At 62.6% G+C, this 20,587-nt stretch carries 16 protein-coding genes; 8 read left to right on the top strand and 8 right to left on the bottom strand.

The annotated features are described in order from the left end of the window. Nucleotides 1–3: 3 nt before the first annotated feature. Entirely contained in the window at nucleotides 4–1,263 is a 1,260-nt protein-coding gene (locus NZ453_RS05910) for an ArsB/NhaD family transporter (protein WP_263769522.1), read from the bottom strand. A gap of 354 nt (nucleotides 1,264–1,617) precedes the next feature. Between NZ453_RS05910 and mdtD the strand changes: the two genes are divergently transcribed. After that, a complete protein-coding gene (gene mdtD / locus NZ453_RS05905; protein ID WP_263769521.1) occupies nucleotides 1,618–3,057 on the top strand; it encodes a multidrug transporter subunit MdtD in 1,440 nt (479 codons plus the stop codon). Nucleotides 3,058–3,060: 3 nt separating this feature from the next. On the opposite strand, the gene NZ453_RS05900 is transcribed toward mdtD, so the two are convergent. Beyond that, nucleotides 3,061–3,372 carry a hypothetical protein gene (locus tag NZ453_RS05900; RefSeq protein WP_263769520.1) on the bottom strand — a complete coding sequence of 104 codons (312 nt, stop codon included), beginning with the start codon at nucleotides 3,370–3,372 and terminating at the stop codon, nucleotides 3,061–3,063. A 218-nt stretch (nucleotides 3,373–3,590) separates the two neighbouring features. Here NZ453_RS05900 and NZ453_RS05895 point away from each other — a divergent pair, with 218 nt between their 5' ends. From NZ453_RS05895 to NZ453_RS05885, 3 genes are all read left to right on the top strand, one after another. Continuing rightward, nucleotides 3,591–6,551 carry a PAS domain S-box protein gene (locus NZ453_RS05895; RefSeq protein WP_263769519.1) on the top strand — a complete coding sequence of 987 codons (2,961 nt, stop codon included), beginning with the start codon at nucleotides 3,591–3,593 and terminating at the stop codon, nucleotides 6,549–6,551. A 116-nt stretch (nucleotides 6,552–6,667) separates the two neighbouring features. After that, nucleotides 6,668–7,639 carry an RNA polymerase sigma-70 factor gene (locus NZ453_RS05890; RefSeq protein WP_263769517.1) on the top strand — a complete coding sequence of 324 codons (972 nt, stop codon included), beginning with the start codon at nucleotides 6,668–6,670 and terminating at the stop codon, nucleotides 7,637–7,639. A gap of 97 nt (nucleotides 7,640–7,736) precedes the next feature. Further along, a complete protein-coding gene (locus NZ453_RS05885) occupies nucleotides 7,737–8,186 on the top strand; it encodes a carboxymuconolactone decarboxylase family protein (RefSeq protein ID WP_263769516.1) in 450 nt (149 codons plus the stop codon). A 103-nt stretch (nucleotides 8,187–8,289) separates the two neighbouring features. Here NZ453_RS05885 and NZ453_RS05880 read toward each other — a convergent pair whose 3' ends face one another. Beyond that, nucleotides 8,290–8,604, bottom strand: coding sequence for a hypothetical protein (locus NZ453_RS05880; RefSeq protein ID WP_263769515.1), 315 nt, complete (start codon nucleotides 8,602–8,604; stop codon nucleotides 8,290–8,292). A gap of 170 nt (nucleotides 8,605–8,774) precedes the next feature. Continuing rightward, nucleotides 8,775–9,710, bottom strand: a complete 936-nt coding sequence (locus tag NZ453_RS05875; protein ID WP_263769514.1) for a LysR family transcriptional regulator — start codon at nucleotides 9,708–9,710, stop codon at nucleotides 8,775–8,777. A 144-nt stretch (nucleotides 9,711–9,854) separates the two neighbouring features. Here NZ453_RS05875 and NZ453_RS05870 point away from each other — a divergent pair, with 144 nt between their 5' ends. Continuing rightward, complete coding sequence (locus NZ453_RS05870) at nucleotides 9,855–10,886, top strand: zinc-dependent alcohol dehydrogenase family protein (protein ID WP_263769513.1); 1,032 nt, start codon at nucleotides 9,855–9,857, stop codon at nucleotides 10,884–10,886. A 157-nt stretch (nucleotides 10,887–11,043) separates the two neighbouring features. Here NZ453_RS05870 and NZ453_RS05865 read toward each other — a convergent pair whose 3' ends face one another. After that, complete coding sequence (locus NZ453_RS05865; protein WP_263769512.1) at nucleotides 11,044–11,748, bottom strand: hemerythrin domain-containing protein; 705 nt, start codon at nucleotides 11,746–11,748, stop codon at nucleotides 11,044–11,046. A 766-nt stretch (nucleotides 11,749–12,514) separates the two neighbouring features. On the opposite strand from NZ453_RS05865, the gene rpoN reads away from it, so the two are divergent. Further along, a complete protein-coding gene (gene rpoN / locus NZ453_RS05860) occupies nucleotides 12,515–13,993 on the top strand; it encodes an RNA polymerase factor sigma-54 (RefSeq protein WP_263769511.1) in 1,479 nt (492 codons plus the stop codon). Nucleotides 13,994–14,237: 244 nt separating this feature from the next. On the opposite strand, the gene NZ453_RS05855 is transcribed toward rpoN, so the two are convergent. From NZ453_RS05855 to NZ453_RS22025, 3 genes are all read right to left on the bottom strand, one after another. Then, complete coding sequence (locus NZ453_RS05855) at nucleotides 14,238–14,528, bottom strand: hypothetical protein (RefSeq protein ID WP_263769510.1); 291 nt, start codon at nucleotides 14,526–14,528, stop codon at nucleotides 14,238–14,240. Between the two features lie 239 nt (nucleotides 14,529–14,767). Further along, nucleotides 14,768–15,601 (bottom strand): hypothetical protein, encoded by an 834-nt coding sequence (locus tag NZ453_RS05850; protein WP_263769509.1) that lies wholly within the window; start codon nucleotides 15,599–15,601, stop codon nucleotides 14,768–14,770. 179 nt (nucleotides 15,602–15,780) lie between these two features. After that, on the bottom strand, nucleotides 15,781–18,195 hold the full coding sequence (locus NZ453_RS22025) for an AsmA family protein (RefSeq protein ID WP_263769508.1): 2,415 nt from the start codon (nucleotides 18,193–18,195) through the stop codon (nucleotides 15,781–15,783). Between the two features lie 170 nt (nucleotides 18,196–18,365). Here NZ453_RS22025 and NZ453_RS05840 point away from each other — a divergent pair, with 170 nt between their 5' ends. Both NZ453_RS05840 and NZ453_RS05835 read left to right on the top strand, forming a co-directional pair. Beyond that, nucleotides 18,366–19,259, top strand: a complete 894-nt coding sequence (locus tag NZ453_RS05840) for an SDR family oxidoreductase (RefSeq protein ID WP_263769507.1) — start codon at nucleotides 18,366–18,368, stop codon at nucleotides 19,257–19,259. A 36-nt stretch (nucleotides 19,260–19,295) separates the two neighbouring features. Next, nucleotides 19,296–20,516, top strand: coding sequence for a zinc-dependent alcohol dehydrogenase (locus NZ453_RS05835; RefSeq protein ID WP_263769506.1), 1,221 nt, complete (start codon nucleotides 19,296–19,298; stop codon nucleotides 20,514–20,516). The last annotated feature ends 71 nt before the right edge of the window (nucleotides 20,517–20,587 follow it).

Here is a 20,587-nt window from a genome sequence, read left to right as displayed (position 1 = left end):
ACGTCACAGCAAGACCACGCCAAGGATGAGGGTGAGTAGCGTGAGCGGAGCGCCGACCTTGAAATAGGTCCAGAAGCTGATCGTGACTCCCGCGCCCTGGGCGCGCTGGGCGACGATCAGGTTGGCGACCGAGCCGACGAGCGTGAAGTTGCCGGCGAGCGTCGAGGCCATCGCGACGACCAGCCAGGCGCGTTGCGGGTCTGCGAGCTTGGCGACAAAAGGTTTGAGGACGAGCACCGCGGGAACGTTGCTCACGATGTTCGAAAGGACGGCCGTTGCACCGGCCAGCACGGGTACTGCGTCGAGGTGCCGGCCCGGCCCGGCGGCGAAGGCGGCGATCAGGCCCGGTGTGAGCACCGCGCGCTCGAAACCTTCGACGACGATGAACAAGCCGGAGAACATGACCAGCATCGGCCAGTCGATCTCGCGGTAGATCTTGTGCGCCTTGATGCGCCGGGTGAAGAGCATGAAGGCGCCGCCGAGGATGGCGACTTTGGAGACGGGTTGCCCGGCGAAAAAGAGAATCACCATCAGGGCGGCGACGATCAGCGATTTGGTGACGATCGGCGAGTGGTAGCGAACCGACCGATCATCGTTTGGCGGAAACGGGATGCCGCCGAAGAACTCGCGGCGGTAGGCGAGGGCAATCATACCGGCGGTCAACACGAGCCCCGCTGCCGCCACCGGGGACAGCGCCGCGGCGAAGCTGGCGTACGGGATGTGCGACAGGCTGCCGATAATCATGTTCTGCGGGTTGCCCGTGATCGTGGCCGTACTCCCGATATTGGACGCCATGGCGATCGCCAGCAGGTACGGGATCGGGTTACGTTTGAGCCGCGTGACGAGTTCGAGAACCAGCGGCGTCATGACGATGCAGATCGTGTCGTTAACGAGAAACGCCGAAAGAACCCCCGAGACGACGACGATCGTGGCCAACAGAGCGAGCGGATGCCTTGCCCAGCGCACGATCCATTCGTTGGCCAGTTGAAAGAAGCCCGACAGGCGGAGATTGGCGACGACGATCATCATGCCGAGGAGCAGGGCGATCGTATTGAAGTCGATCGCCTGGTACGCCTCCTCGATGGACAGTACGCCGAGCCACACCATGAGGCTCGCGCCGAGGAGCGCCGCGCCGGCACGGTCAAGGTGATAGCCAGGTATCTTGCCGACGGCAATGAAGACGTACGTTGCGGCAAAAACGGCGACGGCCGTCGTGATCCTGGCGTCGTACCACAGGATTTCGGGAGCAGGGAGGTGGGGCATGGAGGATTCTCGGCCAATCTCTGGCTGGCGTGCGGCGACTTCTCGGATGCACGCGAAGAGCGAAAGGCGGGTTGCAAACGGCTATTCTCGCAAAATGTGCGGGTGAAGTGGAAAAGTGAAGAACGACGGCACGGATGCCCGGTAGAAGCACGGAAACCGGGCCACTGGTGGTTGGCTATGAGCGCCGTGCTTCCCTCTTGACCGACACTGTTTTCGCCGACAGGCCCCGCGCTTGCATCGGAATTGGCGTCGGCCGGCTGTTCGGCCAGTTGTAGAATGACGGCATCGACGTGCTCGATTGCCTTCTCCCGCCTATCGTCGGCTGCAAGCCGGTCGGGCCGAACCAGAAAAACCATGGACCAAACCCCACCGCTCGACCGGGAATCAACCCGATATTTGCCTTGGCTCGTCGCCACGGCGCTTTTCATGCAAACGCTGGACGGCACGATTCTCAATACCGCCTTGCCGGCGATGGCGCGTTCGCTCGGCGAAAGCCCGTTGCGCATGCAATCGGTCGTCATCGCCTACCTGCTCACGGTGGCCATGCTGATCCCAGTTTCCGGCTGGTTGGCCGACCGTTTCGGCATCCGGCGGGTCTTCATCGTGTCGATTGTCATTTTCGCGCTCGGCTCACTGGCCTGTGCCTTTTCGACGAGCCTTGACCAGTTGGTTGCCGCGCGTATCGGGCAGGGGCTCGGCGGGGCGTTGATGATGCCGGTCGGCCGGCTCGCCGTGCTGCGCAGCTTCCCCCGCTCGGAACTCGTGCGTGTGCTCAGTTTCGTCACCATACCGGGCCTGCTCGGCCCGCTTGTCGGCCCGACGCTTGGTGGATGGCTCGTCGAGTACGCGACGTGGCACTGGATCTTCCTGATCAATATTCCGGTGGCCTTCGTCGGTTGCCTGGCCTCGTTGCGCTTCATGCCGGAAATCCACGGCCCCAAGAAGATGCCTTTCGACACGCTGGGATTCGTGCTTTTCGCCGCGGCGATGGCGATGATCTCGTTGTCGTTCGAGGGATTCGGCGAGTTGCAGTTCTCGCACGCGAAAGTCGTGCTCCTGCTGGCGGCCGGCCTCGCCGCACTCGGCGCGTACGGGTTGCATTCAGCCCGGCACGCGGTGCCGCTCTTCAATCCGCGGCTCTTCGGTATTCACTCGTTCGCCGTCGGCATTCTGGGCAATCTGTTCGCACGTCTCGGCAGTGGAGCGATGCCGTTTCTCACCCCGTTGTTGCTTCAGGTGGCGCTTGGTTACTCCCCGGTCGACGCGGGCATGTCGATGATTCCTTTAGCCGTTGCGGCGATCGTTGCCAAGCCGGCGACGACGCGGCTGATCAAATGGATCGGCTTTCGCCGCGTCCTCGTGGGCAACACCTTGCTCCTCGGCGCAATGATCGCCGGTTTTGCCTTGATCGGGACTCAAACGCCCAAGGTGTTCCTTTATGCTTACTTGGCGGTGTTTGGTGCGATCAATTCGCAACAATTCACGGCGATGAACGCGCTCACTCTGATCGATCTTGATCACGAGACGGCGAGCAGCGGCAACAGCCTGCTTTCCGTCGTCATGCAGTTGTCGATGAGCTTGGGGGTCGCGATTGCCGCCGCGCTTCTCGCCGGCTTCGTCGATCTGCGACTGCACCCCGATCCGGCGACGATCCTGTCGGCTTTCCACAAGACTTACCTTTGCGTGGGACTGATGGCGGCACTGGCTGCCGCGATCTTCATGCAGTTGCGTGGTGACGAGGGATCAGCACCGCCCAAAGCCAGGGAGGAACTGGGCGGCGACGTGGATGTGTAGGCTCTATTGCAGCCCGGGAGCGGGCCCTGGCGGGACCGGAGGTTGTGTCGTAATCGGAGCCCGCTGGGTGGCCGGCTGCATCGTCAGCCTGGCTCGTATCGCGTCGGCATATTCGATCAGATATTTGACGCCGCGTGCGGTGAGGCGACCGATGAGTTGCGCCGCGAAGGCGACGGCCAGAATCAAGAGCAGCGTTTCGATTGGGTGGGTGACGGCGTCGATGAGAACGGCACCGGCGGCGTCCTCAGATAACACGCCCGCTCCCAAGCTGGGAACCAGCATGGAGGAAGACAACATCGGACGCGCTCTGCTCATGACCGTACACTCTGCGTTGATTCCGTACGTTCTTCGTTACGCTTATATTGAACGTGACGAACGCATTATGGGTTACACAACTGTTAAATCTGGATACATGGCGCCCGGCGGGAGAAACCGGACGACCGGCGGGCGAGCGACTGCTGACCGTCAGTTCGGGTACCGTCGGGTGGTGTCGTGAGGGGAGATTGTGTTGGCGGTAGTGGGGTGGAAAACAGATGACGGAGATTGAGGGCGACGCCACCGACCGGTCGGCCGACCTTCGTTTTCGCATCGCGCTGAAAACCGAAGCGACCGTTGAAGCGGTTGCGGGAGACGCCTTAGGCTTGCTCGGCTACTGCGCCGCCGATTTCCTTGACGGCTCAGTGAATCTGCGGCGGCTGATACACCGCGATGATGAAGACATTGCCGAACGGCTGTTTTCGTCTCCTGACTCCATCGTTTCGGCCACGTGGGATTTCAATGTCCGATTGCGGCAGGCAAATGGACGGATTCGATGTTTCAGGGGGCATGCCGAACAGCGCAATCGCGGGGCATGGGGCGGACGCATTCTTGACCTGCTACTCCAGGACGCGAAAACGCTCCGTCAACAGGTGGGAACGGTGCCGATTTCCGCGAACTCGCGGGCGATGTTGGAGAACACCGACGACTATATCTATTTCAAGGACCGCAACCACGTCTTCACGGGCGCCAGCCAAACCCTGGTGAGCATCACCAGCCCGGCCGAACACTGGACTGACCTGCTCGGAAAGACCGACTACGACGTCTTTCCGGAAGAATTGGCAGACGTCTATTACGCCCTGGAGAAGCGCGTTTTCGCGGGCGCACCGGTGGCGCGTGAAGTGCAGCGGATATTGACCACCGGCGGCGAAGGCGGCTGGGTCGACAATCGCAAATATCCCGTTCACGACGAAACCGGCGAGATCGTCGGTTTGTTCGGTGTGGCCCGCGATATCACCGAAGCAAAGCGCATGGAGGAGGCGCTGGCCAAGAGCGAGCGGCGTTTCCGCTCGATTTTCGAACAGGTCCCCTCGGTCGCCGTGCAAGGGTATGACCGCGCACGACGAGTGATTTTCTGGAACCGGGCCAGCGAACGTCTCTACGGCTATACGCGCGCCGAGGCATTGGGTCAGCGCCGCGAAGAGTTGCTCGTTCCCGATTCGCAACGCGAGGCGGCGGTGGACGAGTTCGAGCAGTGGGTGGAAACCGGGACCGTTGCGCCGGCCACGGAGAAGGTACTGCTCTGTGCCGACGGTTTGCCGGTCGAGGTTCTCACCAGTTACGTTGTTCTCCATGATCGTTCGGCGCAGCCCGAGGTTTACTGCTTCGACATCGACGTTTCAGAACGCAAGCAAAGCGCCCGCGACCTGCAGCGCGAACGTCAGCTTTTCCTCTCGGTCATCGACAGCCTGCCGGGGATTTTCTACATGTACTCCTATCCCGAGGGCCGGTTGGTGCTGCGCAATCAGCGGTACGAAACCCTGCTCGGGTATGAACCGCGCGATTTCGTCGACCATCGCATGGCCGGCTGGGCGGCACCGGAGGCCAAAGGGATGGTTTTCGACGCCATCGAGCAGGTCATGAACGGCGGCCGTCCGTCGGATGAAGGTGAGGTCGTCGTTCCCCTGATAGCCAAAGATGGGCGCAGGATTTCGTTCAGCATGACCGGCGCGCGTTTCGAGACTGGCGAAGAGTCCTACTTCCTCGGTGTCGGCATCGACGTTACCGAGCGTCTGAAGCTCGAACAGGCTGAAAAGGAGGCGCTTGACCGTCTGCGCAAGATTGCCAGCCGGGTTCCCGGCGTCGTTTATCAGTACCGCGTTTTTCCGGATGGCAGGACCGCTCTGCCGTATGCGAGCGCGGCGCTGCGCGAGATCTTCCACTTCGAACCCGAGGAGTTGCGCGAAGACGCCAGCGCGCTGTTGTCGGTGATCCATCCCGAAGACATCGATGAGGTGCGCGCGTCGATCAGCCGGTCAGGGGAGGCGCTCTCCGTCTGGAAGCAGGATTTCCGCGTTCGCTTTGCAGACGGTACGGTGCGCTGGTTGTCGGGCAACTCGGTTCCTGAGCGGGAGGAGGGCGGGTCGCTGCTGTGGTACGGCTTCATCACCGATGTGACCGAGCGTAAGGCGCTGGAGGAGCAGGTGCGCCAGATGGCGTTCCACGACGTGCTGACCGAGCTTCCTAACCGGCGCCTGTTCTCGGATCGGTTAAGCCAGGCGATGGCCGCGACATCCCGCAGCGGTTTGTGCGGTGCGGTCATGTTCCTCGATCTCGACAATTTCAAACCGCTCAACGACCTTTATGGCCACGACGCCGGCGACAAGCTGCTGGGCCAAGTGGCCGCGCGACTCAAGCGTTGCGTTCGTCCAATGGACACCGTGGCGCGGTTCGGCGGTGACGAGTTTGCCGTCATGATTGCCGAGTTGGAGGACGACAAGGCCAAGTCCGCGGCCGCGGCGGCGCGCATCGCGGAAAGCATCCGCCATGCAATATCCGAACCTTATCTCGTATCGGTCCATACGCCCGAAGGTGGAACAGGAGACAAGACCGTCGAGTACCGGTGTTCGGCGAGCATCGGCGTCAACCTGTTCTCCGGCTACTTATGCAACGAGGAAGAAATCCTGCGTGTGGCGGACGACGCGATGTATCGCGCCAAGGAAACCGGACGCAACGCCGTGCACGTCGCGCCGCTTCTCCCGATCCAGAATGGGGGCGCCGGGGCATCGGGGGGCGTCGGGTTTGCCGATCTCAACTGGTATCCGGAATACGAGTCAGGCAATGCGCTGATCGATACGCAACATCGGACGCTTTTCGACGACGCCAACGGTCTGCTCTCGGCGGTCCTCGCCGAGCGTCCGCGTTCCGAGATCTCGACGCTGATCGACCTGCTGCTCAGCGACGTCGCCGGCCACTTCGACGACGAGGAACACATACTCGCCACGGTGGCTTATCCCGACGCCAATGCGCACAAGGCGCTGCACGGTCGGCTGGTTGCGGAGGCCCAGGATTTCGCGGCCCGTTATCGCTCAGGCAACCTCGCCGTCGGCGAATTGTTCCAGTTCATCATGCGCGACGTCCTGGCTCAACATCTGCTCCAAGCCGATCGGGAGTTTTTTCCCTACCTGCGACCGGGCAAAGGCCAGGCGAAGTCTTCAGAGGACGCTTCGGTTCACTGAACCCGCCCGCTACGCCCGATGGTGGGCGCGGGGTGGGGCGATCTTTTTCCTTTTGCGCTGTCACAACCGGCAGGACTCTCCCGTCTACGGAGATTCGCCGCCCGTCGGTTAACCAAGTGAACGACTCGCACGCCATGACCGCGCCGCTCCATGTAGAGCTTCAACCGCTCCCTCCGCCAAGCGCCAGACTGCGACGGACAAACCCTTCGGGACTTGCTCCCGACGCCGCGTTCGCTGCCTTGCGACCGCGCCTTTTCGCGATTGGCTATCGCATGCTCGGGACGCGGGCCGACGCCGAGGATCTGGTGCAAGATGCATGGCTACGCTGGCACGACACCGACCCGGCTGTCGTTCAGTCGCCCGAAGCCTGGCTCGTGGCCGTGGTCACCCGGCTCGCCATCGACCGCTTGCGCAGCGCCAAGACCGAACGCGCGGCCTATGTGGGATGGTGGCTTCCCGAACCGATCGTTGAAGTCGACGATCGGACCCCGGAGGCCATTGCGGAGCAAACAGGTGAGCTCTCGCTGGCTTTTCTCTGGGTGCTCGAACGACTTGGAGCGGAAGAGCGGGCGGCCTTTCTGTTGCGCGAGGTTTTCGATTACGACTATGCGGAAGTCGCCGCCTATCTTCAGAAGAGCGAAGCCGCGTGCCGTCAGCTCGTGCACCGGGCAAGCCAGCGGCTGCAGCGTCAACCGGCAAGGCAGGCCGTGCCTGAACCCGCGCATCGTCGCTTGCTTGAACGCTTCCTTGCCGCCGCACGTAGCGGCGAGCGTGAAGCCATCCAGGCGTTGCTCGCCGAGCAGGCCCAGCTGGTCGGCGACGGCGGTGGAGTCGTGCCTTCGATTCTCAAGATCATGCGCGGCCGAGAAAGCATCGCCAAGTTCTACTGGGCAATGGAGCGGCGATACGGGGGGCAATTTGTCTACCGTTTTGCTCGCATCAACGGCGAGCCCGGCCTGTTGCGCTATTTCGACGGTTTGCTCGAATCGGCACAGGCTTTCGAAACCGACGGCGATCAGATCACCGGCATCTATATCGTGCGCAACCCCCACAAGCTGGCGACGGCCCCGGCAGGACTGCAGACCTGACAGCGGCGTGGGCTGTCACAAACGACCGTGCTCCTTCGTCTTGAAGGTATGGATGGCCGCATGGGGCGGCTGTTCAGAGAACTGAAAGGACGAAACCATGACGCTTGCTGCACGCCTTCCCTACGCCAAACTCGCCCCGAAAGCCTTCAAGGCGATGCTCGATCTTTCCGGTGCGGTGCACGACAGACTCGGTGCCCGCCTGGTGGACCTTGTCTTCCTGCGCGTTTCGCAAATCAACGGCTGCGCGTTCTGCATCGACATGCACTGGCGCGACCTGATCCGACAGGAGGTCGACCCGCGCCATCTCAACGCTGTCGCCGGTTGGCGCGAGGCGCCGTTTTTCAGCGAGCGCGAACGTGCGGCGCTCGAATGGGCCGAGGTCGTCACCTCGATTCCGCACGGAGACCCGAGCGACGAGTTGTTCGAGAAGTTGCGCCGGTTGTTTTCGGAGGAGGAAATCGCCGATCTGGGATTCGCCATCTCAGCGATCAATGGCTGGAACCTGCTCAATGTGAGCTTCCGGACGCCGCTTCCCGAGAACCCCTGAGTGCGTAAAAGCCGGCGCGGCCGGGGAGTCGCCTCCTCGACCGTCCGGCGCGGATGTCCGGTGGTTGGTTTCGATGCTGCCGCTCGGTGCGCCGGGGCGGCAGTCAGTCGCGTGCGGCGCGCAGGGTGCGTTTGAACGCTAGGATGTAGAGTGCCGCCTGACGAGCGAGGATCGACCAGGTTTCACCATTCAGTAACGGCACGTCCCGCCAGTTTTTCTCCGGCCACGTTCGCATGGCGGTGAGAATCGACTTCGCCAGATAGGCTGTCAGCCGGCCGGCGAACTGGGCGGCGATGGCGATGATCAGGATCAGCGCGGCGGTTTCCAGCGGGTGGGTAACGGCATCGATCAGGATGCCTGATTTTGCTTCTGTTGCGAGAGTCCCGACCATCATGCCGGCCGGAAGCGATCTGTCCATTTCACATGCTCTTGCGGTTGTTCGGTGCGCTATCGGAAGCCTCGAAAACCGAAGCCCCTCATATGTTGAACGAGGCAAATGAAAATCGGATTACCGGAAAACAAGAAATATTTCGGCTAGCCGTGCGGCCGCAGCCGGACGTCGCGGAATAGTGGCGAGGGGAAAGTCGTTCAGCCGGGACTCGCTGTCCCGAGATCGCGCCAGGGGGCGGCGGCGAACGCCGCAATGAGCGCGTCGACGACAACCCGGATCTTCGGCGCCAGCGTCCGCGTCGCGGGCCAGAGGGCGTGAACCTCCGCCGATTCGTGCCACGGGTGGTCGAGAACGACTTCGAGTTCACCGCGAGCCAAGTGCTCATGCACCAGCCAGTCGGGCAGGTAGGCGATGCCGCAACCGGCGACTGCCGCATCGAGCAAGGGTTCGCCGTGCCCGATGACGAGCCGACCACGCGGCCGCATGACGCGTGGCCGTCCTTCGGCATCCCGCAGGTACCACGGGGCGATGATGCCGTCGCGGCCATAGGCGATAAGCGCGTGTCCGGCGAGTTCGTCGAGCGACGTCGGGCGCCCGCGGGCATTGAGGTAGCCTGGTGCCGCGAACATCGTCGAGCGCTGTGCGAAAAGCCGGCGCGCCTTCAAACTCGGCGTGTCGTCGAGCGGGCCAAAGCGGATCGTCAGATCGAATCCTTCTTCGATGAGGTCGACGCGCCGATCGTTGAACGACATTTCCATGTCAAGCTCCGGGTAGCGGCCGATCAGATCGAAGAGCACGGGGACCGCGCAGCGGCGGCCGAAGGCCATCGGCAGGTCGATGCGCAACCGCCCGGAAGGCCGCTCGCGACGCGAGGCGAGGAGGGACTGCGCCGCATCGAGTTCGCCGAGCGCCCGTACGCAAGCCTCATAGTAGGCCTCGCCCTCCGGCGTCAGATTCAATCGGCGTGTGGTGCGATTGAGCAGACGGATGCCGAGACGTCCCTCCAATTGCGCTACGGCTTTGCCGACCGCCGACTTGGTGAGGTGCAGGCGGTTGGCGGCGCGGGTGAAGCTTCCGGCTTCGACCGCGTGGACGAAGGCAAGCAGACCCTGAAGGTTGGCTGATTCGATCATGAGGTCCTGCCCTTTTATTGGAGAATTATTGGAAACTATATGAGGAAAAATGACCACAACTGGAGCGGCAATGTCGTAAATATACTGCAGCCATGCGCATCGGCAAGGCGCTGATGCCTTCCACCGTTTCAAAAGGAGAGAGCCATGACTGCACCTTACGAATTGAGCAACGCCCAGTGGCAAGTCGCTGGAACAGGGGCGGACAAGTTGTTGTTGACCCGGGCGCCGACGCCCCAACCCGGACCGCGCGAAGTGCTGGTCCGCGTCGGTGCGGTCTCGCTCAACTACAAAGACAAGCTGGCCATTGAAGGAGCGATCGAACCGCTGCCGAACGCGCCGTTCATCCCCGTGTCCGACGCCGCCGGCGAAATCGTTGCGGTGGGCTCCGAGGTTCGCCGATTTTCTCCCGGTTCGCGGGTGGTCGGCCATGTGATTACCGACTGGATCGACGGGGATGTGCCGTCGCCCATGCACACCCGCACGCTCGGCATGACGCTCCCGGGGATGTTGGCCAGATATGCGATCCTGCCCGAGGAAGCGGCCGTGGCGACCCCGCCGTCCTTGACCGACGTCGAGGCGTCGACCTTGCCGATCGCGGCGCTCACCGCCTGGTCGGCGCTCTTTGAAGGGCCGCGTCCGGCACCCGGAGAAACGTTGCTGATTCAAGGGACGGGTGGGGTCGCATTATTCGCTCTCCAGTTTGCCCGCCTGGCCGGCATGCGCCCGATCGTCATCTCAAGCAGCGACGAAAAGCTCGAGCGCGCGCGGGCGCTGGGCGCCTGGCAGGGAATCAACTATCGGAAAATCCCTGAGTGGGATGAGGTGGTGCGCGAGCTCACGGGAGGTCGCGGCGTGAATCAGGTGCTCGAGCTCGTCGGTGGCGACAATCTCGCACGTTCGGCTAACGCGCTGGCCGCCGAGGGACGTCTGTCGCTGATCGGCCTGCTCGGCGATGCGACATCGGCCTTGCCGACGCTGCCCTTGATCCGCAAGCATCTGAAGCTGTTTGGCGTCGCGGTCGGCCATCGCCGGTCATTCGAGCGCATGAACGCCGCCGTCGAGCAGGTCGGCCTGAAGCCGGTGATCGACTCGGTATTCCCCTTTGCGGAAGCGCCGGCGGCATTCGACCGTCTCGGGGAGGGGCCGTTTGGCAAGATCGTTATTGACTGCGCCTAGCGGCTGCGCCTTGGGGCACGTTACTGACGCGACGTCCGTAGCCATCAAAAAAAAACGGGCGGCCGTATAAAGCGGCACGCCCGTCTCGTTATCTTCGAAGCGCAGGCGCCACGGCCGGACAGCCCGACCGTTGCGCCGACGAACAAGAAACGCTTGCTTAGCCTTCGTCGAGTCCGGTGTCGTTGATCGACTCTTCTCCGAGATCCTCTCCCGATGAACGGCTCGCAGAGCGGTCCGATGACTTTCCACTATCCTTTTCGCTACCCCGGTTTTTCTGCATGTCGCGCGACGCTGAGCTGCTGTCGCTCTTGGCCGAGGCGCCGCTCTTCTTGCTGCCGGATTGCATTTCGTCCATGAGCGCTTCGCGACGCTCGTTCATCTCTTCCTGGAGTTCCTGCCAGTCGAGCTTGGCGTGCGAAAGTTGAGGGAACATCTCGTTTTCTTCTTCACTGACGTGATGCTTGATGTATTCGCCGAGAACCTTGAACGTCGCCGCGTATTTCTCGTCGTCGGGCGTCATGCCCTTCAGTTGCTCGATGAGCATCTTGGCCGACATGTGTTCGACTTCGGCTTCGTCGACGACGTCTTCTTCGCCCAGGCAGCTGCGTGCCGCCGGATAGAAGATTTCCTCTTCCAGTGTCGCGTGCATCTCAAGCGCTTGGCAGGTCTGCTTGACCAAAGCTTCGCATTCCTCGGCATCTTCATGCACGTCGAGTTTCTCGAACTGGCGGAAGAGTTTTTTCACTTCCTTATGGTCGTCCTTGAGCATCGAAAGGATCTCATTGCGGGCGGCAGCGCCCGCGCGGTTGCTGCTGGCGCGGCTGCGTGACGTTGCGCTTGTGTTGGTTTGACGGGAGGGCATGGTTTTCTCCTTGACTAACGATTGAATGATTGGGCCCCGGAAAGGGCATTGCAGCGCCGATTTCAGGCAATCGCCGTGCCGCGGAGGGGGCTCGTGCGGGGATTTCAGCGAGGGAAGAGCATGCCGTGGGAAGCGCATAACGCGGTGCTCATCACGCCCTTGAGCGGAGCGCGTCTCCGTTGGAATTCCTATGACATACCAGAAGCGCTCGGGGCAAATGCGGTCGCATGCCGATTTCACGCTAGGAGGACAGCCTGTGTGTTTGTTTCTTACCGTCCGCGAGGGCCAGCCCGTACCCGTTCTCTTCTCCTCTCTTCTCGTCTCCCCACGGTTTCGAGTCCTGGGCCTTTTCTTCGCCGATCCCCGAAAAGCCTTGCGTGGTGAGGCATAGCGGGCATCGATCCGGGGCCCCGGTGTAATTCTTGCCGCAAAAGCCGTTGATATTCGCGCGGGCAGAGCCACCCGCTTCATGGAATCAAAGTTCAGCTAAGAGCGCCAAGAGCGAGCGAAGGCGCCCTAATGGTCCTGCAATTGCCTGATCTCTCAATGGCTTGGATAACGGGTCAATGCACTAGGGATAACTGTTTCAGCAGTTGGCATCATCGTTGCTTTTAGCCTTGCCAGCCGCCCTCGATTTTTTTGGCGGCATCCTAAATGAAGTCGTCTCGACTACAGTGAACACCGTACCGCAGGGGCAACAAGCGGCGGGTTCTTGGCGGGTCTCGGGACGATTCGAATCCACGGCATAAAACAAGGAGGCCACTCGATGAGATCGCTTACGCTTGGCATGGAACATCGCCAGCAGCAAGGACTATCCCCACGCCTTCAGCGTGCTGTGCGCTTGTTGCAGTTGTCATCACTCGACTTCGCCCAGGAAGTGCACGAAACGCTGGACAAGAATCCGTTCCTCGAAGCCGACGAGCCGGATATCGAGAATCCGGCCGAAGAGGTCGAAACCGCCGACGAACTGGAGCGCCCCTTCCCGGTAGAGACGGCTCCCACGGTGCAGGAAGTGGTCGAGGTTCCGCCCGTCGAGAACGAAGCCGAAACGACGGCTGGCGATGACATCGACAGCGATCGCGAAACCTGGCAGGCCGACGGCATCTCGAGCAATCGTCGCAACGACGACAGCGGCGCCAACCTGATGGAAATGCACGCCGTCGAGGATTCGCTCAGCGATCACCTGCTGCGCCAGCTCAACGTATTGCCGCTCACCGAGCGCGATCGGGCGATTGCCGAAGTCATCGTCGGTTCGCTGGACGATGACGGTTATCTGCGTTTTTCGCTTCCGGACCTCGTCGACATCGCGGGGCTTGACCCGCGGCCGACCGAAGAGGAGCTGCGCATTGCCCTCTCGCGCGTGCAGTCGCTCGAACCGGCCGGCGTCGCGGCGCGCAGCGTCCAGGAGTGCCTGCTGTTGCAGGTGCCCGTGATCGCCGACCCCATCAAGCAGGAACTTGCGCATACGATTATCGACAAGTACCTGCAACTCCTGGCGGCGAAGGACGTGGCCGGACTGGCGCGGCGTCTGTCAGCTTCACCGGCCGAGGTCGAATCAGTCCTCGAATCGATCCGCCGCCTTGACCCGCGCCCAGGATGGCGATTCGGCTCGTCTCACGTGCAGTACGTAACGCCCGATGTGATCGTCAAGAAGGTGCGCGGCAATTGGACCGCGACACTCAACCCGTCGATCGTCCCGCGCGTTCGCCTCAATCACGTCTACGCCGAGATGTTCCAGCGCAACCGCAACGCGCAGCACTCCGAACTTGCCGCGCATCTAATGGAAGCGCGCTGGACCGTTAGCAACGTCGAGCAGCGCTTCGCCACGATCCTCAGCGTTTCGCAGGCGATCGTGAACCATCAGAAGAACTTCCTGGAGTACGGCCCGCTGGCGATGAAGCCGCTCGGGTTGCGCGAGATCGCCGACGAGGTTGGTGTGCACGAATCGACCGTTTCGCGCGTCACCAACAACAAGTTCATGGCGACGCCGCTGGGCGTCTTCGAGTTGAAATACTTCTTCTCACGTGCCATGACGACCGCGAGCGGCGGCGAATGCTCGGCGACGGCGATCCGTGGTTTGATCAGCGACATGATCAATTCCGAACGCTCGCATGCGCCGCTGTCGGACGCGGAGATCGCACGCCAGCTGGCGCGCCAGGGCATCATCGTCGCCCGGCGGACAGTGACGAAGTACAGACAGTTGCTGCACATCGAGGCCTTCGAGCGGCGCCGCAAACACGCTTGATCTGATCTCCGCTCTTTCACTCTCCCAACGGCGGTGCGTTAAAAAACCGGCGGCCTGCACGGTTGCCGGGGGGGCACGGTGCCCTTTTTTGCTGGTATGAAGGCGCGTACGGCGGTCACGCTTCGGATGAGAAGATACGGCCCGTACTAAATGCTGCCGCTCTTGTCACCGCTCATTTTTGCGGACAAAAGAAAGCCCCGGGGTTTCCGGGGCTCCCAAAGCCTTCCGTTGGAGCGGAAGAGGCCTAGAGGCTGCTTTCGACTTGAGGCGTCGGAATACGAGTTGGGGCGGGTGTCGCGTCCACTTGATCGAAAACGCTACGCCATTGGCCGCACCCAGTATTGAATCGGGTTTGCGGCGATTTTGCCGGGCGGTTGTCGGAATCCGCTATATCGGCCATTCCGGTCGGGGCCGCCGCCAACACATCAACGTTCGGCAAAACACCCGACGCGGGATACTGACGTCCAGCCGCACTCAGCGGCACGAAACCTCCGCCATCCTGAGGTAGCTCCTGATAATCGCGTTGGCCCATCATCGTTCCTTTCCGAATTTTTTCAGATAACTGGCTGGTACACGCCGCACGGCCGTTGCGATTGCCTTATTCTGCCGTGACCGAATCCGGCCCACTGCCACCGCGCCTGTTCAATCGGGTGTTCCGCCGTGGCAAAACGCGTGGGGCAAATAGAGTGCCTACGGCCGGAAAAGCCCGGTGTTGGCTGGCTTTGACCAAACTCGGTCATCCAGGAACGGTAGTTTCCCAGCCTTACGGCCCGCTTACTCCAATTCGCCGTGTCCAGAGCTTTCTCTACCGGCGGAAGTCGGCGTTCCAGGTGTGGCCGAGGCCGAATTGTCGGCATTTCCTCTAACCGACCCGGGGCTATCCGCCGCTGCCGCGGAGCCAACGGAAAGCGTCCCGCCGCTTCCGCCGCGACGGATTGCGGCGGCGTGTTCCGCCTCGCGTGCGCGGCGCCACCGGTCGAAATCGCCCGAGAAGCGCTCGTGACGCCGATTTTTCCAGGCGTCGTAATCCTGGTCGAGACGATTGATCTGTTCGGCACGCCATTGCTGGTAATCGGCGTCAAATCGGTCGCGCGATTCCCCCGGGGGCACGGCCGGTTGCGAACCGGCGCTTTCACCGCCACGATAAGAATAACCGGCGGCATCGACATGTTCGTCTTGCGCAGGACGGCCGTACCGAGGGTCGTGGCCCATGCCTTGACGTGCCAGTCCCCCGTAGCCGCCGCCACGGCCGATCTTCTCCGATCCCATATCTTCCTGGGCTCCGCCGTGCGGACCATAACTTTCCTGATAGCGACCCGAATCGGATACCGCGTTGGGGCTCTCGCCGCCGCCGTAGGCCACGCCGCCCGTCTGTCCACTCAAAGCATGGCTCGCGTCGCCCGTTGGTGGGGCGTTTGTCGAACCCTGCTGGCCACCACGCTCACGGTCGCGAGCGGGATCGGCTTGCCGACGCCGATCACTCTGTCGGCGTAAGAATCCCGTGTAACCGGCGCCGCTTTGCGCCCGCCCCGAACGTTCCTCGTTTTGTTCGCCGCGCCGTTCCTTTTGGCCGCGTTGCCCATGTTGCATCGCTTCGTGTCCTTTCATTTACTTGTTGGCGCCACAGAGGGCGGTGTGCCCTTATCGGCGTTTTGCTCGCGCCTCCAGGCGAATCGAGGCCCAGACTTAAGGTACCTTCGGGCCGGCCGGCGTATGCCAAACGGGCAAGCCTTGTACCCGTGGCCGTTGGGGGGAGTCGTTGCGGAGTTGTATCGTCGGAGGCTCGGTCAACGCGGCGTCCTGTTGCCCGGGCGAGAGGCTGGAGTCGGGCTTTGTACTCGAGCGTACGCTTTCTGGCATGCGTCGCGTTCCGAGTCGCCGAGATCGATCAATGCGAGCGCCCCGGCGATCGGCGTCACAGCGGCCAGCGCGGCCGCGGCGGCCACGCGCAGACCGATACGACGCTTGTCGATACGGATCGCCGGATCGGAAAACGTCCCCTCGACGTAAAGCGGGGAGCGCAGGGTCATCGGTGAGACATCCTTAGGGTGCGCGCGGAACTCGAGGCCGAGGCGTTCATCGGCGAGCGAAATGAAACCAGTGGTAGTGAGCGTGCTGTCTTTCGTTTCAATCAGCGCTACGTCCGGGTCCATTCGTCCGTCGCGGACGCTCATGGACGTTACGGCGCAGTTCATTTGAAGTTGCGCGTCGCCGCGCACGAGAACGCCGAGGGCTTGGGCAACGTCGATGCCGAGGGCTTCGACAAGCAGATGCGATATTGTGCCGTTACGCACCCAAAGTTGGACGCCGCCGTCGAGCGATCCGAGAATCGCGGCAGTCGATCGGCCGTGACCCGAAAGCCTGGCGCGTCCACTGAGGGCACCGCTTACGTAGCCGCTTTGTGGGTCTCTGCCGACGACGTCGCGCGGCTTTACGAAACGCTGCAGTTGAACCCCCGCCCAACCCAAATCGGCATTCCATTGCGGCGTCTTGGCGCGGGCGTCGAAACTGATCACGCCGGACATTTCCCCGCCGGCCGCCCCGGCCTTGAGCTTTTCGAGCGTCAGTACCCGGTCATGGAGCGTAAGGTGACCGTGGAACGGTTTGAGTTCTTCGAGTTGCGCTGTGCCGAGATCGAATTCTTGCAGTTCGATTTGCACGTCGGCTTCCATCGCGGCAAGCGAAGGGGTGTTGAATTCCTTCTGCGGCAGAACCCGCCGAGCAGGCGTTGTGCGATGGCCAGCGGCTTCGTCCCCGGGTCGTTTGGCGTTCGGGTCGCGTTCCGCCGGGCCAGCCTCGGAGCCGCCGTTTGGAGCGGCGCCCGCCGATCCGGAAACCTGTGTTTGCCCGCTCCCGCGTTGTTTATCGTTCCCGGCCGATTTCTCTGTCGAGGATGCGGGTCTGTCCTCTGCGTTCTTGTTCTCCGCAACCTTGTCCTCCGTTCTTTTCTCCTTGCCCGCGCCGGGTTTCGTCGGCGGCGCACCGACAGCCGGCCCGAGATCGGGCAGCGAGAGCAGGGCGCCACCCAACTTGCCGGTCAGCTTGGGGACGGCCGGTGTCGGGTCGTAGCGGAAATCGCCAGCGAGTCGCGAGCGACCGACGGCCAGTTCACCGATGTCCGCCGACCAGACCTCGCCCTCCTTGCGTGCGCGACCGCGCATCGAGAACTGGGCCGTGGTCGGTAAGGTGAGGCCGACGACGGCGCCAACAGCAGCGAGCGACGGACCGGCGAGGCGGAACTTGCCGTCCAGTCCGCCGAGATTGCGCACGTCGCGCGCCCAGCCGTCGAAATCGAGTTCGACGGGACCTGATCGGAACTCGATCCGTACCGGTGCCTGCGCCGAACCATTCCCCGATCCGGCCAACGCCGAGAGGCCGCCGGCACTGGCTCTGGCCCAGAGCTCCTGATCGCGGAAGCGGCCTTCGGCGGAGGCTTCGATCCCCGGCTCTCCAGCGGCTTGGCCGGCTTCTGCCGGTTGTTCGCGCGTACGCAACTCCGCGCGGATGTGTACACGGCCGACGGCATCGTCCACCGATAATTCGCCTTTGTCGATCGCCAAGCGGTCGAAGCGCGGAATGGCCGCCGGCGGTTGATCGTCGACGCGTTGTTCTCCTAAATGCCAGTTGGCGCGGCCGTCCGCCGTGCGCACGAGACTGACGCGCAGGCGTTCCACCTCCAACGCCTTGATGTGCGGCCGCCTATCGTCGGCGTTTGGCGGCGTCTGTCGAGAGTCTCCCTTGCCTGTATCGGTGGATTTCGCGGAATCGTTGCCGCGACCTGGGTCGTGACCCAAGAGCAGGGCGATCAAGGTTGTGTACGGTACGGCGATACGCAGGCGATCGGCATTGAGAAGATCGGGGGAAGGCGCCCCCGCCGGCCAATCGGAAGCCGGTCCGATCACGAGGCTTTCGGCATGCACGCGGAGCGGGCCGACAAAGCGCATGCCGAACGGTGCGCCGACAGTCACCGGCCGATCGAGCGCCGAACTGGCCGCTAACTGGATAGGAGCGCGCAGGAAAGGCCATTCAAGCCATTCGCAGACGGCGATGATGGCAACCAGTGTGGCCAGTACGATGAGGCCGCGCGGCGACTTGCGTCCGGCATAACGGATGGGAGGCGTGGAGTGCGGGGCATTGGGGCCGTTGGCCCCCCCTTCTCTTGGCACCCGGAAGTTCTCTGGTTGATTGTCGTTCGCCTGCACGCGGAATCTCCGTGGCGCCCCATCACTAAATCGTTGTAATCGCTCTTTGAGGGCAAGCCTTATGCCGTGGCTACGCGGCATGGGCCTTGCCGCTGCAGGGCTCGGTCCCGTGGTGCGGCAGTCGCAAGGCGAGCGGCGCCCGGCGGAAAACGATTTACCGGAGATAAGACATGAGCAACGAGCAGCAGCCGCAGAAACACGAGGCCAGCGAGAAACTCGCCAACACTCGTCCGCCGACCCTCGATACTCAGCCTGGCCGAGAGGCGCAGATGCGTCCGGCTTCCGCTTCCTTCGCACGCGATTACGTCGGTTGCGGCAAGCTGCGCGGCAAAGTGGCGGTCGTTACCGGCGGCGACAGCGGGATTGGCCGCTCGACGGCGATCTGTTTCGCCAAGGAAGGCGCCAACGTCGCCATCGTCTATCTGAACGAACACGAGGATGCGCGAGCGACCGAAGAAGCGATAAAAGCCGCCGGCGTGCGGTGCCTGCTGCTTGCCGGCGACATTGGCCTACCGGCGTTCGTGACCGAGATCGTACGCAAGACGGTCGACGCCTTCGGTCGTATCGACGTGCTGGTGAACAATGCCGCCGAGCAGCATCCGCAGAAGGACATCGCTCAGGTTTCGCGCGGGCAGCTTGAGCAGACGTTCCGTACCAATTTCTTCGGAATGTTCGACCTCTGCCGCGAGGCGTTGCCTCATATGCCGGATGGAAGCGCGATCGTGAATACGACGTCGATCACCGCTTATCGCGGCAGCCCGCAACTGCTGGACTACGCGTCGACCAAGGGGGCCATCGTCGCCTTCACGCGTTCGCTGGCGCACCAACTGGCCGACCGCAACATTCGCGTGAATGCCGTGGCGCCGGGGCCGGTATGGACCCCGCTCATCCCGTCCACGTTCTCGGGCGAGAAGCTCGCCAACTTCGGCAAAGACACGACACTAGGTCGGGCGGGCCAACCCGACGAAATTTCTCCGTCGTTCGTCTTCCTGGCGAGTTCCGACGCGAGCTACATGACCGGCCAGGTCCTGCATCCAAACGGCGGCGAGACCGTGAATACCTGATCTCTCCCGAAAACCGGCAACCAAGAGGCAACGATCATGAAAGCTCTGACCTACCATGGCCACCGCGACGTACGGGTGGAAGACGTACCGGATCCCCGCCTGATCGACCCGCAGGACATCATCCTGCGCGTGACGGCGACGGCGATCTGCGGTTCCGATTTGCACCTCTATCGCGGCAAAGTGCCGGGGCTCAAGGACGGCGATATTCTCGGGCACGAGTTCATGGGCATCGTCGAGGAGGTCGGGCCGGCGGTCACGCGTCTCAAACGCGGCGACCGCGTTGTCGTGCCATTCACCATTTCCTGCGGCACGTGTTACTTCTGCGAACGTTCGCTGTTCGCGGCGTGCGAAGAGACGAACCCGAACCGCGGCGCGATCATCAACAAGAAAACATTGCGTCCCGGCGCCGGTATGTTCGGCTATACGCACCTTTACGGCGGATATGCCGGCGGGCAAGCGGAGTATGTGCGCGTTCCGTGGGCCAACACCGGACCGCTCGCTGTCCCGGAAGGCTTGCCTGACGAACGTGTGCTGTTTCTTTCCGATATCCTGCCAACCGGTTACCAGGCAGCGGTTAACGCCGGCATACGACCCGGTTCCACGGTCGCTATTTTCGGCGCCGGACCCGTCGGATGCATGGCGGCCGCGTGCGCGCGCCTGCTCGGAGCCGAGCGCATCTTCATGATCGACCACCATCCGTACCGCCTCAACTTCGCCAGGGAAACGTACGGCGTCGACCCGATCAATTTCGACGAGGTGGATGACCCGGCCGAGTACATCATCGACCAGACGCAGTTCCGCGGCGTGGACGCGACGATCGACGCTATCGGCTTTGAGGCGAAAGGCAGCACGGTCGAAACGGTGATGACCAACCTCAAGCTCGAAGGCTCCAGTGGCGCTGCCTTGCGGCAAGCGATCGCCGCCACGCGCCGGGGAGGAACCGTGAGCGTTCCGGGCGTCTACGCCGGGTTCATCCACGCCTTCCTGTTTGGGGATGCGTTCGATAAGGGACTGGCCTTCAAGATGGGGCAAACGCACGTGCAGCAATATATGCCGAAGCTTCTGACGCATATCCTGAACGGCGAGCTGCATCCGGAGGAGATCATCACGCATCAGATGCCGCTCTCCGAGGCGGCGCGTGGCTATGCCATGTTCGATGGCAAGGAGGATAACTGCCGGAAAGTCGTCCTCACGCCTGGCGCGACAATGGGCACTGCTGCCGTGCCGAGCGCTCCCTATCCGATCTCTCCCGATTAGCCTCTTGGGCGGGAGAGTATAACCAGCCCCAATCACCCCCTTGGGTTCGTGCTAGCCGACCGGCAACCGGA

The sequence above is a fragment of the Propionivibrio soli genome (assembly GCF_025770765.1).
GTDB lineage: Bacteria > Pseudomonadota > Gammaproteobacteria > Burkholderiales > Rhodocyclaceae > Propionivibrio > Propionivibrio soli.
The sequence above is the reverse complement of the archived record's forward strand: the minus strand, read 5'-3'. Positions and strand labels throughout refer to the sequence as shown.

Excerpts from the sequence above, each read along its gene's own strand:
- NZ453_RS05910 (WP_263769522.1), bottom strand. The coding sequence starts at position 1,263 with ATGCCCCACCTCCCTGCTCCCGAAATCCTGTGGTACGACGCCAGGATC.
- mdtD (WP_263769521.1), top strand. The coding sequence starts at position 1,618 with ATGGACCAAACCCCACCGCTCGACCGGGAATCAACCCGATATTTGCCT.
- NZ453_RS05900 (WP_263769520.1), bottom strand. The coding sequence starts at position 3,372 with ATGAGCAGAGCGCGTCCGATGTTGTCTTCCTCCATGCTGGTTCCCAGC.
- NZ453_RS05895 (WP_263769519.1), top strand. The coding sequence starts at position 3,591 with ATGACGGAGATTGAGGGCGACGCCACCGACCGGTCGGCCGACCTTCGT.
- NZ453_RS05885 (WP_263769516.1), top strand. The coding sequence starts at position 7,737 with ATGACGCTTGCTGCACGCCTTCCCTACGCCAAACTCGCCCCGAAAGCC.
- NZ453_RS05880 (WP_263769515.1), bottom strand. The coding sequence starts at position 8,604 with ATGGACAGATCGCTTCCGGCCGGCATGATGGTCGGGACTCTCGCAACA.
- NZ453_RS05875 (WP_263769514.1), bottom strand. The coding sequence starts at position 9,710 with ATGATCGAATCAGCCAACCTTCAGGGTCTGCTTGCCTTCGTCCACGCG.
- NZ453_RS05870 (WP_263769513.1), top strand. The coding sequence starts at position 9,855 with ATGACTGCACCTTACGAATTGAGCAACGCCCAGTGGCAAGTCGCTGGA.
- NZ453_RS05865 (WP_263769512.1), bottom strand. The coding sequence starts at position 11,748 with ATGCCCTCCCGTCAAACCAACACAAGCGCAACGTCACGCAGCCGCGCC.
- rpoN (WP_263769511.1), top strand. The coding sequence starts at position 12,515 with ATGAGATCGCTTACGCTTGGCATGGAACATCGCCAGCAGCAAGGACTA.
- NZ453_RS05855 (WP_263769510.1), bottom strand. The coding sequence starts at position 14,528 with ATGATGGGCCAACGCGATTATCAGGAGCTACCTCAGGATGGCGGAGGT.
- NZ453_RS05850 (WP_263769509.1), bottom strand. The coding sequence starts at position 15,601 with ATGAAAGGACACGAAGCGATGCAACATGGGCAACGCGGCCAAAAGGAA.
- NZ453_RS05840 (WP_263769507.1), top strand. The coding sequence starts at position 18,366 with ATGAGCAACGAGCAGCAGCCGCAGAAACACGAGGCCAGCGAGAAACTC.
- NZ453_RS05835 (WP_263769506.1), top strand. The coding sequence starts at position 19,296 with ATGAAAGCTCTGACCTACCATGGCCACCGCGACGTACGGGTGGAAGAC.